At 49.6% G+C, this 15,239-nt stretch carries 14 protein-coding genes; 9 read left to right on the top strand and 5 right to left on the bottom strand.

What is annotated here, in order from left to right:
• The first annotated feature begins 45 nt into the window (after positions 1 to 45).
• Positions 46 to 741, top strand: a complete 696-nt coding sequence (locus HHL17_RS10480) for a membrane or secreted protein (RefSeq protein ID WP_169224668.1) — start codon at positions 46 to 48, stop codon at positions 739 to 741.
• A 60-nt stretch (positions 742 to 801) separates the two neighbouring features.
• Here HHL17_RS10480 and HHL17_RS10485 read toward each other — a convergent pair whose 3' ends face one another.
• Positions 802 to 2,733 (bottom strand): gamma-glutamyltransferase family protein, encoded by a 1,932-nt coding sequence (locus HHL17_RS10485; protein ID WP_169224669.1) that lies wholly within the window; start codon positions 2,731 to 2,733, stop codon positions 802 to 804.
• Positions 2,734 to 2,902: 169 nt separating this feature from the next.
• On the opposite strand from HHL17_RS10485, the gene HHL17_RS10490 reads away from it, so the two are divergent.
• The gene (locus HHL17_RS10490) at positions 2,903 to 4,369 is read left to right on the top strand and encodes a sialate O-acetylesterase (RefSeq protein ID WP_169224670.1); all 1,467 of its coding nucleotides are present in this window, start codon (positions 2,903 to 2,905) and stop codon (positions 4,367 to 4,369) included.
• Between the two features lie 35 nt (positions 4,370 to 4,404).
• Here the strand turns inward: HHL17_RS10490 and HHL17_RS10495 are convergent, their stop codons facing one another.
• Positions 4,405 to 4,902 carry a DinB family protein gene (locus HHL17_RS10495; protein WP_169224671.1) on the bottom strand — a complete coding sequence of 166 codons (498 nt, stop codon included), beginning with the start codon at positions 4,900 to 4,902 and terminating at the stop codon, positions 4,405 to 4,407.
• A gap of 13 nt (positions 4,903 to 4,915) precedes the next feature.
• Positions 4,916 to 5,323: a Dabb family protein gene (locus tag HHL17_RS10500; RefSeq protein WP_169224672.1), complete on the bottom strand. Its 408-nt coding sequence runs from the start codon at positions 5,321 to 5,323 to the stop codon at positions 4,916 to 4,918.
• 127 nt (positions 5,324 to 5,450) lie between these two features.
• Here HHL17_RS10500 and HHL17_RS10505 point away from each other — a divergent pair, with 127 nt between their 5' ends.
• The 6 genes from HHL17_RS10505 to HHL17_RS10530 all read left to right on the top strand — a co-directional run bounded on the left by HHL17_RS10505 (position 5,451) and on the right by HHL17_RS10530 (position 11,848).
• Positions 5,451 to 6,962 (top strand): sensor histidine kinase, encoded by a 1,512-nt coding sequence (locus HHL17_RS10505; RefSeq protein WP_206155959.1) that lies wholly within the window; start codon positions 5,451 to 5,453, stop codon positions 6,960 to 6,962.
• 8 nt (positions 6,963 to 6,970) lie between these two features.
• Positions 6,971 to 8,176: a DUF4407 domain-containing protein gene (locus HHL17_RS10510; RefSeq protein WP_169224673.1), complete on the top strand. Its 1,206-nt coding sequence runs from the start codon at positions 6,971 to 6,973 to the stop codon at positions 8,174 to 8,176.
• Positions 8,177 to 8,208: 32 nt separating this feature from the next.
• Complete coding sequence (locus HHL17_RS10515) at positions 8,209 to 8,916, top strand: LytR/AlgR family response regulator transcription factor (protein WP_169224674.1); 708 nt, start codon at positions 8,209 to 8,211, stop codon at positions 8,914 to 8,916.
• Between the two features lie 241 nt (positions 8,917 to 9,157).
• A complete protein-coding gene (locus HHL17_RS10520) occupies positions 9,158 to 9,748 on the top strand; it encodes a TetR/AcrR family transcriptional regulator (RefSeq protein WP_169224675.1) in 591 nt (196 codons plus the stop codon).
• A gap of 60 nt (positions 9,749 to 9,808) precedes the next feature.
• Positions 9,809 to 10,678: an alpha/beta hydrolase gene (locus HHL17_RS10525; RefSeq protein ID WP_169224676.1), complete on the top strand. Its 870-nt coding sequence runs from the start codon at positions 9,809 to 9,811 to the stop codon at positions 10,676 to 10,678.
• Positions 10,679 to 10,816: 138 nt separating this feature from the next.
• Positions 10,817 to 11,848, top strand: coding sequence for a sugar phosphate isomerase/epimerase family protein (locus HHL17_RS10530; RefSeq protein ID WP_169224677.1), 1,032 nt, complete (start codon positions 10,817 to 10,819; stop codon positions 11,846 to 11,848).
• A 94-nt stretch (positions 11,849 to 11,942) separates the two neighbouring features.
• Here HHL17_RS10530 and HHL17_RS10535 read toward each other — a convergent pair whose 3' ends face one another.
• Entirely contained in the window at positions 11,943 to 12,785 is an 843-nt protein-coding gene (locus HHL17_RS10535) for a dienelactone hydrolase family protein (RefSeq protein ID WP_169224678.1), read from the bottom strand.
• 145 nt (positions 12,786 to 12,930) lie between these two features.
• Positions 12,931 to 13,725 carry a FecR family protein gene (locus tag HHL17_RS10540; RefSeq protein WP_169224679.1) on the bottom strand — a complete coding sequence of 265 codons (795 nt, stop codon included), beginning with the start codon at positions 13,723 to 13,725 and terminating at the stop codon, positions 12,931 to 12,933.
• A 316-nt stretch (positions 13,726 to 14,041) separates the two neighbouring features.
• Between HHL17_RS10540 and HHL17_RS10545 the strand changes: the two genes are divergently transcribed.
• On the top strand, positions 14,042 to 15,220 hold the full coding sequence (locus HHL17_RS10545) for a proline dehydrogenase family protein (RefSeq protein WP_169224680.1): 1,179 nt from the start codon (positions 14,042 to 14,044) through the stop codon (positions 15,218 to 15,220).
• The last annotated feature ends 19 nt before the right edge of the window (positions 15,221 to 15,239 follow it).

The following is a 15,239-nucleotide window of genomic DNA, read 5'->3' on the forward strand; positions in this document are numbered from 1 at the left end:
GGCGCCTCATAAGATGCTTATATTTTTCACTATAAAATAGCTTGTATGAGAACATTATGCCTTCTTTTTTCCTTCCTGTGTGCCTTTGCGGCCATCGGGAAAGCACAGGACAACATCCGGGGCGCCTGGAAATCGGATCATGGAGGTGTGAGCAGCATCCTGCTGATCACGCCGAATTATTTTTCCATCACCAGCTATAAGGACACCAGTTTTATTGACACCATGGGTGGCACCTGGAAATCCGATGGTAGTAAGGATGTGTCCATAAAAATAGAATTCAACACAGAAGAGCGTAATCAGATAGGTTGGGTAGGTTCCGTGCCCGTTTCCTACGCAGATGGAAAACTCTTTACCAACCAAAGCGGTGGCCAACGCGTGGAATGGACCCGCGTTGATAACGGAGATGGTCCGCTGGCCGGCAGCTGGCAGATTACCGGCCGCGAACAGGACGGGAAAATGAATACGATCACCCCTGGCGCCCGCAAGACCGTTAAAATCCTTACCGGTACCCGCTTTCAATGGGTGGCTATCAATACTGATACCGGTGAATTCTTTGGTACCGGCGGTGGTACCTACACCTTCCAAAATGGGGTATATACGGAGAAAATTGATTTCTTCTCCCGCGATAATTCCCGCGTCGGCGCATCACTCACCTTCAAAGGCAAAGTGGACGGTAACTCCTGGGACCACAGCGGATTAAGCTCCAAAGGGGAACCGATACATGAAGTATGGCAGAAGTAATTGATTCGCATAAAAAAAGAAAGGCCCTTTAAGGCCTTTCTTTTTTTATGCGATGTTGTATTACCAGCCAATTCCATAATCTTCACCATGGTTGCTGCTGCCACCCCACAGGGTACTATGTTTGCGGTCCAGGTAAATAGCATTAATCGGCCCACTGGTTCGTTGTTCAAAACTGAGATGATATCCCATGCCTTCCAGTATGCTGCGCGTCTTTTCGGGTGTGTTGCTGTTGAGCAGAAGGCTTCCCGGCCGGGGCATACGGTCGCTGACTTTACTGCCGCCAAGAGACAGCCACAACTGGTTGGTATTGATATTGGCCGCTTCAGTGGCCTGTTGTACGGTCATGCCAAAATCCACCACATTCAGAAAGAACTGCAACAGGTTCTGGTCCTGTGTATCGCCGCCCTGTACGGCGAAGGAAAGGAACGGTTTACCGTCTTTCAGCGCCATAGACGGGGTAAGGGTAACGCGTGGCCTTTTGCCGGGCGCTATGACGTTAAATGGACAGATAGCGGAATCCAGCACAAAACTTTGCAGGCGCTGACTCATACCGATACCGGTACGGCCTGCGATACAGGCGGGTAGCCAGCCGCCGCTGGGGGTAATGGATACTACCCATCCGTCTTTATCTGCGGCTTCTACGCTGGTGGTGCCGCGCCACAGGCGGTCGTGATAGGCGCTGTCTGCAGCTTGTTGTGCGTACAGCCGGTCTATATCGGTTGCGGCCCTGAAAGTGGTCGCATCATGTTTGGGAACAAAACCACCGGGCTTACGGCCGTTGGTGGTATCCATGTAACCTTTGCGCTCTTCGAGGAAATGCAGATAGGGATTGGTTTTGCCGATGTAAGGATACGGGTCGCCCGGACCGGCGGCAGCATCGTTGCGGTCAGGCAGGATTTGTTTGGCCCGCGCTTTTGCATAGTCTTTATGCAGCAGTCCTTCAATAGCCCTGTTCTTATTGAAATACGGATCGCCATAATAAAAATCGCGGTCCGCGAAAGTGAGGTTCATGGTCTGGTAAAGCGTATGGATGTATTGCGGAGAGTTGTAGCCCATCGCTTTGAGGTCGAAGTTCTCAAGGATATTGAGACTTTGCAGCAGCATTGGCCCCTGTGTCCATTCCTGCAATTTGTATACTTCAATACCGCGGTAGTTGACATGCAGCGGTGCTTCTTCTATCGGCTTCCAGCGCGCCAGGTCTTCGAGGGTAATGAGACCACCCTGTTCCTGGCAACCACGTACAAATTCTTTCGCGATGTCTCCTTTGTAGAACCGGTCGTAAGCTGCCATGATGGCTTCTTTGCGGCTTTTATGTTTTTTCAGTGCTTCCTGTTCGGCTTCCACCATTTTGGAGAGCGTGGCCAGCAGGTCTTTCTGTACAAACATTTCCCCTGCTTCGGGCGCTTCTCTTTTTTCACCGGGATGTGTCAGGAAGACGGCTTTGCTGTAAGGCCATTGCTGAATATATTTTTTGCCGCGTTCTATGCTGTTGGCTGTCTGCGCTTCTATCGGGTAGCCGGAAGCCATGTCCATGGCGGGTGCCAGCACTTCTTTGAGGCTCATGGTGCCGTACTGTGCCAGCATATAACAGAGGCCGCCTGCGGTGCCTGGGGTGACTGCCGCCAGCGGACCGTATTCCGGAGGAAAATCATACCCTTTGGATTTAAAAAACGCTGGTGTGGCGCCGGTGGGTGCTACGCCCAATGCATTGATAGCAATCACTTTCCCTGTCTTCGGGTTGTAGATCAATGCTTGTGTTTCACCACCCCAGCTTAATACGTCCCACATGGTACAGGTAGCTGCCAGCATGGCGCAGGCGGCATCTACGGCGTTACCGCCCCGCTGGAAAATCATGGCGCCGGCAGTGGCTGCCAGCGGCTTGCCGGTAACGGCCATCCAGTTCTTTCCGTGCAGTGGCGGCTTCTGTGTTTGTTGCGCTTGTACGCCGGTCCACATAAGACTGACGGCCAGCCATAAAAGAAGATGTCTCATAAAGCAAATTTGCGATTTTGGATACTGGTTTTGATTGTGGGCAACACATGACTGTGCCGCCGGTAGACTAAAAATAATAAAGTATCCTTGATTGTACCAGTCAGGGTTGCACCGGAACATTCTTTTTATTACTTTTTACCTTTCAAAAGCACGCAAATTTCTATCGACCATGATCAAACCCACCTGGCTGCTGACAGCCTGTTTATTAATAGCGGAGAGTGTATCCGCCAACGTTACCTTACCGGCATTTTTCGGCAGCGGGATGGTGCTGCAACGCGACCAACCCGTCTATATCTGGGGCTGGGCCGATAAAGGTGAAAAGGTCACCGTACGGTTTAAGTCGCAGCAACAGTCCGTGAAAACCGGCAGCGATGGCAAATGGATGGTGAAACTGAAGCCGGAACAGGCCGGAGGCCCCTTCGTGCTGACCATCAACGGTAAAAACAATATCAGCTACGACAATGTCATGATGGGCGATGTCTGGATATGCTCCGGGCAGTCCAATATGGAATGGCATGTAAAAGATGCCAGTAAGGGTGCTGAGGAGATAAAGGCTGCCAATTACCCGCAGGTGCGGGAGTTTACTGTAAAAAGAGCGGTGGCCAAAGAACCGCTGGAAAACGTGGCAGCAGCAGGCTGGCTGCCTGCCACACCTGAAAACGTGGGTACCTTCAGCGCTGTCAGCTATTTTTTTGGACGTGAACTGTATAACGACCTGCAGGTGCCGATAGGACTGATACATACTTCGTGGGGCGGTACACAGGTGGAAGCCTGGATCAGCAAAAAAGGTTTCCTCGGTAGTGAAACATTCAAGACGATGATGTCCACACCACTGGGTATCGATTCTATTACAGGTCCCAATGGTTATCCCGCCTGCCTGTTCAATGCCATGATACATCCTTTGCTGCCTTATGGCATCAAAGGCGCTATCTGGTATCAGGGAGAAAGTAATGCGGGCCGTGCTTATCAATACCGTCAATCATTTCCATTGATGATCACCGATTGGCGCAACCAGTGGAAACAAGGCGATTTCCCTTTTTATTTTGTGCAGCTGGCCAGCTTCGACGCTACACACGGCGAAGGGGAAGGTAACAGCAACAATGGCAGTACCTGGGCTGAACTGAGGGAAGCGCAGGCCATGACACTGTCGCTGCCTAATACAGGCATGGCCGTTATAACGGACATCGGCGAACGAAATGATATCCATCCCAGAAACAAACAGGACGTGGGCAAACGCCTCGCCTGGAATGTGCTGAAAAACGTATATGCCAAACCGATGGTACCTGCCGGACCGGCGTTCAAATCCATGGACATCAGCGGTAATAAAGCGCTGATATCCTTTACTGACCCTGGATCAGGGCTGGTAGTAAAAGACCGCTACGGTTACCTGAAAGGCTTCGAGGTAGCCGGCGCTGATCAGCATTTCCATTATGCTAAAGCCGCTATTGTGAATGGAAAAGTGGAAGTATACAGCGATCAGGTGACGGCCCCGGTAGCGGTGCGCTACAACTGGGCCGATGATGCTGCCGATGGTAATCTCTTTAACCGGGAAGGACTGCCCGCAGCGCCCTTCCGGACGGATAAGTGGAAAGGGGTTACTGATAATGTGGTGTATCAGTTGCCCGTTCGTAAATAGTCCAATAACAAAATAATCAAAGGAAGAGGGCTGTTTTACAGCCCTTTTTTAATGACGTTTACCGTCACCAGCAGCTGCCCGGTATGCCGCATCGTATGCTCGGCGGCATGAAACAGCAACCCCTGTACGGTGGAAGGCAGCTGTTTACGGCCTACGCCCCTGAAATCCGTCAGCGTGGCGGGGTCTGTCTGCGACAGCTGTGCCAATGCTTTGTCCACCTGCTGGTTGAAGGCTTCCAGCAAAGCTGCGGACCCGTCGACAGGCTTGCCTTCTGCGGCCAGTTCCTCCAGCTGCTGTGGTGACAGGAGCTGTCCCTGCGCATAGGTGAAAACCCGGTCCAGCACGCCCCGCAGGTGTTGTAAATGAAAACCGGGAGCGGCTACCCCTGCTGGCTGTTCCCATAGCCGGTCTTCCGGGAAGCCGTTCATCAATGCGTTGATTTCAGCCCGGGCTTGTAACAGCGTATGGGCCACCGGTTGTAATAAAGCAGGGATGCCATCTATAGGGCCCTGCATCCAGTATTCTGTTGCCATGATTGTATGGTGTTTATACTTCCTGTGCGTCGTATACTACTACTTTTTCCCACAGTGAACTGTAGTTTTTAACGAAATCGAGGTGAATGGGATGTGTCTGATAAGCTGCCTGTGAGGCCAGGTCGCGGAAGAAAATCAGTTCAGATACGGCCCAGCTGGCATCTACCACTTCCCGTTTCTCCGTGTTGGCAACAACACCCACATGCAGCTGGCCTACAGCCGGAATACGCGAGAGTGTTTTGATGCCTTCCACCAGTTTATCACGGTCGGCAGTGGAACCTGGATTTTTCAGCCAGAAAAATACATGATGCACAATCGGGAATTTATGGTTGCCTGCGGGCAGTGGCATGGCGGCTGCAGCGCTGCCTGCGCATAAGGCGGCAGCGGTACCAAGAAATTTTCTTCTGCTGGATGTTTTCATAAGGTGTAAATTTGAAGACCTGAAAATAATAAAAGATCAGGGATTCATCCCATAATCCGGCCTTTTCATCCCATTTTGGCCGGCTGGACCTTTTCAATAGCTAATATTGCTGTAAATATTCCCGCTTATGGACCAGTACAGGAAATTAGAGTTTGGTTTGGCATCAGGATTAGCCCTGCTGCTGCTGTTTGGCCTGCTCTATCCCAGTGTTATCTACAATGTGTTTGAGTTACAGCAAATTTATGGACGAAAATTCGCCCAGTATGATCAGGTGTTCGATTATTATATCCATTACCTACTGCCGTCCATGGCGCGTATTGTGCTGGTATATATCTGTTTCCTGATGGTGAATTTTGTGGTCGTTCCCCGGTTTTTGGAACAAAAAAAATGGGGAGTGGGTATTTTGTTGCTGTTGCTGACCGGACTGATATTTTTTCTGGGGATGATGATTGCCGGCTCCTATTACAACGGTTACCTGCTGGGCGTATATGAGACGGTGCAAGGGGCGCACACGCATTTTGCAAAATCAGCTTTCATCACAACGATCTTCTGTGGTGTATTGTATGTGGTGTATTATTTTGTGAAGCAGACCTATTTCAGCTATCTGCACGAGCGTTTCCTGCTCAATCCCCACTACCGGAAAATAGCCCGTGAGGTATTGATCGTCTCCGGGGTACTGCTGGCCATTATGGCGCTTATTTTCAGCGATTCACGGGATGCTTTCTGGCTCATGTTTTACTTCGGGCCTATCATTGTCAGTGTTGCTTTCATCCTTTACTATAAAATCATCCCGGACTTTAAACTCGGACATCACAACCAGCGGATATTGATCCGGGATATCGCGCTTCTGGTAGTAGGTGTGAACTTCCTCATGGCGTTGATTGTCCGGGCTATCCGCCATGGTGGTGCCGGTTTATTTGCTCCCATCATCGTTTTTGGTGTGCTGATATGTATTGGTGTGGTACTGCCTGTTACCTGGTTCCTGTATATATCCCGCCAGAAACAGGTCACCACGGTGAAGAAACTGCAAACGGCACTGGGCCATTCCGCGGCCAACCTGGATTTCCTGCGGGCGCAGATCAACCCCCACTTTTTGTTCAATGCGCTGAATACCCTGTATGGTACTGCTTTACAGGAAGAGGCGCCCCGCACCAGCGAAGGTATCCAGAAGCTGGGTGACATGATGCGGTTTATGCTGCATGATAACCATCTGACTAAAATTCCGCTGGACAAAGAAGTGGCGTACCTGCAAAACTACATCGATCTTCAGCGGTTGCGGGTGATGTCTTCCCCCGATATCCTGATCGAAGTGAATATCGATGATAGCCAGTGCCAGCATGAAATAGCGCCGATGTTACTGATCCCGTTCGTGGAAAATGCTTTTAAACATGGGATCAGCCTGCGTCACCGCTCTCGTATCGTGATCTCGCTCAGCTGCAACAGCGAACAACTTTTCTTCGACGTATATAATAGCGTGCATCCGCGTCCGGAAAACGATCCTGAACGTGATAGCATGGGCATTGGACTGAACAATGTGAAAGAAAGACTGGCACTGCTGTATCCTAATCGCCATGAGTTGAGCATACGGCATACTACCACTGAATTTTTTGTACACCTGACAATAGATGTTAAAGATTAACTTATAAGATGTTAAAGAAAGATATCAATACGAAAGAAGAAGTAAAACCGCTGCCTGCGCCGGATGGTATCACCCGCTTCCTGTGGTGGCTGGCAGCCGCTGACGCCGATATCCTGGCAGAGTGCCGGACGGAAAGAGAGAGATACCGTATCATCGGTCTCTCCGTATTCGTGACCTGGATGTTTGCCACACTGGCATGGGGATATTTTTTCTCCACCATCGTGAAAGATGATATGATCATACTGGCGTTGGCGTTATTCTTTGGTTTCGCTATTCTGTCCATCGACAGAACGTTGATTGCAGCCATGTCCCGGGGTAACGGTAATATGCGGTTTATGCCGGTGGCATTTCGTTTATTGTTGGCCGTTACCATCGGGCTTTTTATATCGCAGCCCGTGGTGCTGATGTTGTTTAAGAAAGACATTACGGCTCAACTGGAACTGAGTAAACAGACCAAGCTCGATGCTTATCGTAAAAAGGTGACCGCCATGAATGCCGGTCAGCGGGCAGAGTTGCAGCAGTCGCTGGACCGTGGCCGGCAACAGCTGCAGCAGAAGGAAAGCGAACTGAAATTTTATAAAGACGCCTATATCAAAGAAACAGATGGTACCGGCGGCTCCGGCAGAATAGGGGAGTCTTCTATTGCCCGGGTAAAAAAATCGGCTTACATGAAGTCAGAAGAAGAACTGGCGCTCATGAAGCATGAATGGGAGCCTAAAGAGCAACAGTTGCAGGTACAGGTGGCCGCTATGCACAGCGTGGACAGCCTGAAGGAGACCATCTACCAGGGTACGCTGACAGACGGTTTCCTGGCACAGATAGAAGCCCTGCACGAGCTAACCGACGAGCATCCTGCTTTACAACAACGGTACCGGCTCATCGTATTTATCATCACGCTGATAGAAATTATGCCGCTGCTCAGTAAGGTACTGATGCCTAAAGGTGAATATGAAGAAAGGCTGGCCAGCGCCACCACGCAGAGCACCGCTGCCGCAAGGCTGGAAACAGAGGCCGGGAAAGAGCTGCTGCAGCATTACCAGGAAGCCGCGCTGACAGCCGACAAGGAAATTGTGGACGAAGTGTTTGAAAGCACCCGGGAACTACGCCGCGAAGAAGCTGCAGCCATCGTAAAGGACTGGCAGCGCCGTGAAAACCGGCATTACCGCCAACTGTGGCAACAGATCAAGAACCTGTTGCTCGGTAGAATTTCGTAAATCCCTATCTTGTTACAGGAAAATGTAGTGTTATGAAGCTTGCCGCCATTGCAATTGATGATGAACCAGTGGCCCTGGCCGTGATAAAAAATCACGCTGCCATGGTGCCCTTCCTGGAAATGAAAGGCTATTTTACCAACGCTTATGAAGCGATGGAGTTTCTGAGCAGAGAGAAGGTAGACCTCCTTTTCCTCGATATAAAAATGCCCGATATATCCGGACTGGACTTTATTGCCAGTCTGCCGCAACCGCCCATGACCATCTTTACCACCGCTTACTCCGAACATGCGGTTAAAAGTTTTGAACTGGATGCGGTGGATTACCTGCTGAAACCATTTTCCCTTATCCGTTTTATCAAAGCATGCAACAAGGCCCACAGCCTGTGGCAGCTGAAGCAGCAGAATCCACAGCCTAAAGACGCGCCAGCCTATATTTTCCTTAAAAGCGGGTACGAGCAGTTTAAGATTATGCTGGAAGATATCTTATACCTGGAAAGCGCAGGTAACTATGTGAATTTTATCCTGAAAGACCGCCGGCTGATTTCCCGACTGTCGATGCAGGAAGCCATGGACCTCTTGCCAGCTACATTTTTTACCCGTGTGCACCGCTCTTATATTGTGGCCAATGATAAGGTAGAGCGGGCCGACCGCACTTCTCTGTATGTCCGCAATGTGGCCATTCCCATTGGTGCTGCCTACGGTACCGCAGTAGATAACATACTGGGCGCCACCGGTCGTTAATAGTTTGTGGTAGCACCATGCATCAGGCTTACAGCAATATTGCTCCGATGAAGAACGAATGTCATCTGGCTCGCTGAAAATAAACCTGCTCCTTTACTTTAAACTTAATACTTAGAAAGACTTTAAATAACACCTTAGCCCCGGGCGTGAGCCCGGGGATTTCGTGATTCGGGGATTGCCCCGCCCAACCCGCAAATTATTTTATTTGCTAAATAAGACCGAAAGGTCTAATTTTAGTATCATGAACAAAGCAGCGAGAACGAGGCAGTTTATCATTGAAACGGCAGCGCCCATTTTTAACCAGAAAGGTGTGGCGGGCACGGCTATCAGTGATATCATGGAAGCTACCCGGTTAGCCAAAGGCGGACTGTATGGTAACTTTTCCTCGAAAGAAGAAATCGTGGCGGAGGTATTTGATTACATCGCGGAGCAGGAAAAGCAGCGGCTTAAAGCTGTTACCGGGCCGGAACCGACAGCCTTAGCGAAGTTTGAAGCCCTGTTCTCGTACTACGCCCGTTTTCCGCTCAACCGTGACATTGCCGGTGGCTGTCCCATGCTCAATTTCGGCGTGGAAGCAGATGATACCAATCCGATCCTGAAAAAGAAAGTGCAGGAGCTGGTGCAGTATTTTCAACAGCGTATCCGGATGCTGGTACAGCTGGGCAAGGAAAACGGGGAATTCAAAAAAGACTGGGATGAAGATAAGTTTGCCGTGTTGATGTTCACCATGCTGGAAGGCGCCATTTTTGTCACCGGTATCATGAACAACAATCGTCAAATGCTGGTGGTACTGGATTTTTTAAGAAAGGAAATCAAACGTCACTGTAAATGATGCAACGCCTCTTCTGCAGTGATTTTTTTTGTTCAAATAATAAACCAATCGGTCTGAAACATGCAACACCAGGTTTTACCGCTGTCATTGCGGATGACAGCCTTCCTGCTATCCGGTATGAGTAAACCCTTTCCGGGGCTTACAGCCCGCCTGTTTTACCGCCTGTACTGTACGCCGCCCGGCACTAAAATCCGCTCGTCTCATCTGGAACTGCGCAGCGCGGCACAGCTGGACCATCTGACGGTTACCCGTTATCCGTTTGATGAACGGCCAATGACCATCACCACCTATCGCTGGGGGAGTGCTGACAAAAAAATATTGCTGCTGCATGGCTGGGGTGGCAGTCCGTTCCATTTCAAAAAACTGATCGATACGCTGGTTAAACAAGGGTATGAAGTTGTAGCCTACGATGCGCCTGCCCACGGTGATTCGGATGGCAAACGGACTAATCTCGTGCAATGGAGCCATGTGCTGGAACAGGTGATTGTCCGGGAAGGCCCGCTGTACGCCATTATAGGGCACTCACTGGGAGGACTAAACGCTGCACTGACACTTTCCCGCAGAACGGTGCAGGTGCCCCGGCTGGTCATGCTGAGCTGCGCACTGAGCGCCCCGGTGTTTTTTAATGAAGCCTTGCAGTTGTTCCGCATACATCCTGTAGTGATGCCGCCACTGCGGCAACTGATACATAAACGGCTACGGGAAGACCTGGAAGAGCTGGACCTCCATCGTTATATCAATCAGATCAAAGCAGAAAAAATATTCTTCGCTTACGATACCACAGATACACTGGTGGACGAGAAGGAGGTCACTGCTTATGTGGAACAGTATCCATCCATACACGCAATGCGTATCACCGGTGAAGGACATTTCCGTATCATGCGCCAGGAGCCGGTAATCAGAGAGGTCATGCAGTTTCTTGAAAAGTAGATTACTATCATCTTTGCCAATCATAACATTGCCCGGGGCCAGCGCTCCGGGCTTTTTTGTCATTTCCGGCAACAAACTTGCTTTACCCCGCTGAAATCAATATTTTTAGTCACCATTAATTTTAAAAACCCGCGTTATATGAGTAACATCAACAACCGCCGTCAGTTTCTGCGCCAAATGGGGCTGTATACGATGGGCATCGGTTTCCTGCCTTCTGTACTGGCAGCTTGTAATGAAGGTAAATCCACTAAAGGCACGAAAGACAGTTCCGCTCAACCGGGAGCCGGCGCTGGTACTGAAACGGCCAAAGAACTGTTCTTTAAAATCTCCCTGGCGGAATGGTCTTTCCACAAAGCGCTCTTCGCCGGTAAAATGAACCACCTCGATTTCGCAGCCCGCGCTAAAAATGAATTCGGTATAACCGGTGTAGAGTATGTAAACCAGTTCTTTAAAGACAAAGCGAAAGACGTGCCTTATATCCTCGACATGAAAAAACGTGCCGATGACAATGGTGTGCGCAATGTCCTGATCATGTGCGACGGGGAAGGAGAAATGGGCGACCTCGATGTTAAAAAACGTATGCAGGCGGTGGAAAACCACTACAAATGGGTGGAAGCGGCACAACTCCTCGGCTGCCACGCTATCCGCGTAAATGCGGCTGGTGAAGGTAAAGCGGAAGAAGTAGCTAAAGCAGCTATCGAGTCACTGACCAAACTGGCTGGTTTCGGAAAGGAACACGGCATCAATGTGATCGTGGAAAACCACGGTGGTTTCTCTTCTAACGGCAAATGGTTAAGCAATATCATGAAAACAGTGAACATGCCTAATTGCGGCACTTTGCCGGACCTGGGCAATTTCTGTATCAAAAGAAGCAAACCGGAAAACAATACGCCGGAAGCATGGGCCAAAACTACCTGCCTTGAAGAATATGACCGCTATGAAGGGGTGAAGGAGCTGATGCCTTTTGCCAAAGGTGTCAGCGCTAAAACGTATGACTTTGATGATGCCGGTAATGAAACAACCATCGACTACAAACGTATGTTACAAATCGTAAAAGATGCAGGATATAAAGATGGCTATATCGGTATTGAGTATGAAGGCAACCGCCTGTCAGAGGAAGAAGGGGTGAAGAAATCGAAAGAGCTGCTGCTGCGCCTGGGAGCTATATAAGATGTTGAAATTTTTTGATTTACGATTTTTTGATTTAAAGTATGCATGGTCTTTTTTAAATCAAAAAATCGTAAATCAAAAAATCACTAAATGATTATTTGAACCTTTGCTTCAGAAAGGCGATGGTATGCGTATAGGCGTCTTTGGTAGCTTCGCTGTTGTAAATAGGGTTACTGGGGTTAGCGAAGGCGTGTTCTGCATCATAACGTTTAACCGTTAACGTTTTACCTGCCTTTTTCATGTTTTGCTCAAACTCGTCCACGATCTGTGGGGTGATGCCTTTGTCTTTATTGGCGAACAGCCCCAATACCGGACCATGCAGCTGTTTCAGCGCATTCACATCCTTCTCCGGCATACCATAATACATCACACAACCCATGTTCCTGTCGCCATTGATCAGGGCTGATTGCAGTGCGATAGCGCCGCCGAAGCACCAGCCCAGCGTTACAATATTTGCCGATTTGCCGGCATAATTGCGGGCGCCTTCCATGATCGCTTTCAGCCGTTCCCTGGGTACCGACTGCATGGTTTTGGCTGCTTCCTCCCGGTTGGTGGCCACTACTTTGTCGTACATGTCTACTGCCAGTACGTTCACCGAGCCGCCGAGGTCGTTGTAAAGTTTTTCGGATTCCTTTTTTACGTAGTCATTCAGGCCGTACCATTCCTGGAATACAAACAGGTATTTGTCGGTAGGCTTCTTTGCTTTAAACAGAAAACCGTAGGCTGTTTTACCATCAGGTGCCGGGAAGCTCACTTCCGTGCCGGCGGTTCCCTGGTAGGTGTAGGGGAGCGGGTCCTTGTGTGCCATCCGGAAGTCTTCCCGGTTGGCGAGCCCGGTAAATTCTGTCACGGCGTCTGTATGGCAGCACGGCGCTGTTTGTGCGTGCAGCCCGAGTGCGCTGCCCAGTGTCAGCAGCAGTAAGGATAGTTTTTTCATAAATGGAGCGCTTTAATTGTACTAAAATTACAAAAATGTCGGGTGAATCGCTAATAGGTGCTATCTGCCGGTGCAGGCCGTTATATAGTCAATAAAAAGGCCCGGAGTGGATACACGCCGGGCCTTAATAACGTTGATGGATATACTAAAAGTTGAGTATCACTTTGTTCTTGTCAACTTTGTATTTAAAGCCTTGCTGGTCGCTGAGATTACTGAGCACATCATCGAGGGAAGCGTTGAAGAAGAGCGCTTCTGTAATGACACGGGCTTTGGATGCATCGCCTCGCATTTCCACTTCCACGCCAAACCAGTCCTCCAGTATGCGGGATACGGCCATTGGATTGGCATTCTGGATGCGAAGGATATCGGAGAGCCAGGTTTCCAGCTCTTCGGGATGGTAGGTTTCTTTTTCCATCAGGTCTATCTCACGGTTGGCCAATACCATTTGTCCGCGTTCCAGCACTTCCGGTTGATTGTCGGTGGAAGAATGATAGGACTTGCCCACCCGGCTGGAACCTTTCAGCTGATAGTAGGTTGCTCCCTGCTGGCTGGTAAAAGAACGCATCCGGAAAGAGGTGCCCAGTACGGTGGCCTTGAGGATGGCGCTGGTGACGGTGAAACTGTCTTTGCCAGGCTTCACATCAAAAAAAGCATCTCCGTCAAGGATAACGGAACGGTTGCCGGAAGCGTAATCTGCCGGAACATGGAGGGTAGACGCGGAATTCAGGATCACGGTCGTGCTGTCAGGCAAAGTGATTTCGGTACGGCTGCCAGTCTTTCCCTCATGCTGTTGATACTGGACGCCCGGAGCTTTTAAATCAGCAATCGTATTCACCGGTGTTTTCGGTGACGCTGGCTCCCGCAATTTCCAGGTCAGTAAAACGATAACGCCTAAAGCCACTAAAATCAATGCATAAAGCCAAGTACGGGATTTCTTCATATTTCCGGGTGTTTGTCAACAGAAAAGCCTAAAAATAAACAAATAAACTGCTCCGGGCAAGATTTCCCCTCGTTTAACAGGAGCGCTGGTACCATTCCCGGATTTTTTTTTCGGTATAATGTTTAGATATTATATGTAGATGATAACATATTTGATAGAATGCTACCGGATAAATTCTGTCCCGGTACAGTCCACTTTTTCGCGGGCAGCAATTTTTGAAAAGCAATAGACAATATCGGTTTATGCTATTAAAAATATCTGCTGATATTATAATGATTTTTGTTTAGGATGCAGGCGCACCCTAACTTTGCGCCTCATGGAAAAGCAGCTAACTTTATCATTCGATAATACGGCTATTGCATTTGAGGCAAAGACCGACAAGGCGTTAAAAAAAGCCAACTTTCTGTTCAGCAACATCGGAAAGCCGTGGCTGGTGAAAATGGGCGCAGCACTCACTCCGCTGGCGTTCAAACTCAGACTACCGATCAAAGGCATTATCAAAAGCACGATATTCTCCCAGTTCTGCGGGGGGGAATCCCTGGATGAGGCGGCACACACGGCGCTGCAACTGGGAAATTACCATGTGGGCGTAGTGCTCGACTATGGCGTGGAAGCCATGGAAGGCGAAGAAAGCTACGATCATGCGGTACCTGAATTTATCCGGGCCATCCAGTATGCGGCCAGCAAACCGGATATTCCGTTCATCGCGATCAAGATCACCGGCTTTGCCCGCTTTGAGCTGCTCGAAAAAGTACACTGTGGCGACACCCTCACCCCACCAGAACAACAGGAGTATATCCGTGTCCGTTCCCGCGTTCATTCGGTGTCGGAAGCGGCTGCCCAGTATAAGGTAGGCCTGCTGATCGATGCGGAAGAGTCATGGATACAAAAACCGGTAGATGACCTGACGGATGAAATGATGTCGCTGTTCAACCGTCATGAAGTGATCGTGTACAATACTTTCCAGATGTATTGCCACGACCGTTACCCCTTCTTGCAAAAGTCACTGGAAAAAGCTGCTAAAGAAGGTTACCTGCTTGGGGCTAAACTGGTACGTGGCGCCTATATGGAAAAGGAAAACAAACGCGCGGCCGAGAACAACTACCCGACACCTATCCAGCCCAGCAAAGAAGCTACAGATAAAGATTACAATGCTGCAGTACAGTTCTGCCTGGAGCACCTGGACAAGCTGGGGGTATTCTTCGGCACGCACAACGAAAACAGCTGTATGCTCGCTGCCCGTACCATGGATGAAAAAAATATCCCGCACAACCATCCGCATGTCAGCTTCTCACAGCTGCTGGGTATGAGCGATAATATTACCTTCAACCTGGCGCATGCAGGCTATACGGTCACTAAATACCTGCCATATGGCCCGGTAAAAGACGTGATGCCTTACCTGATCCGCAGAGCACAGGAAAACACCTCCATTGCCGGTCAAATGGGCCGCGAACTGTCGCTGATAAGAAAAGAAATGAAGAGACGCGGCATATAACTGTGATGGCCATGATGAT

Source organism: Chitinophaga fulva, assembly GCF_012927205.1.
Taxonomy (GTDB): Bacteria; Bacteroidota; Bacteroidia; order Chitinophagales; family Chitinophagaceae; genus Chitinophaga; species Chitinophaga fulva.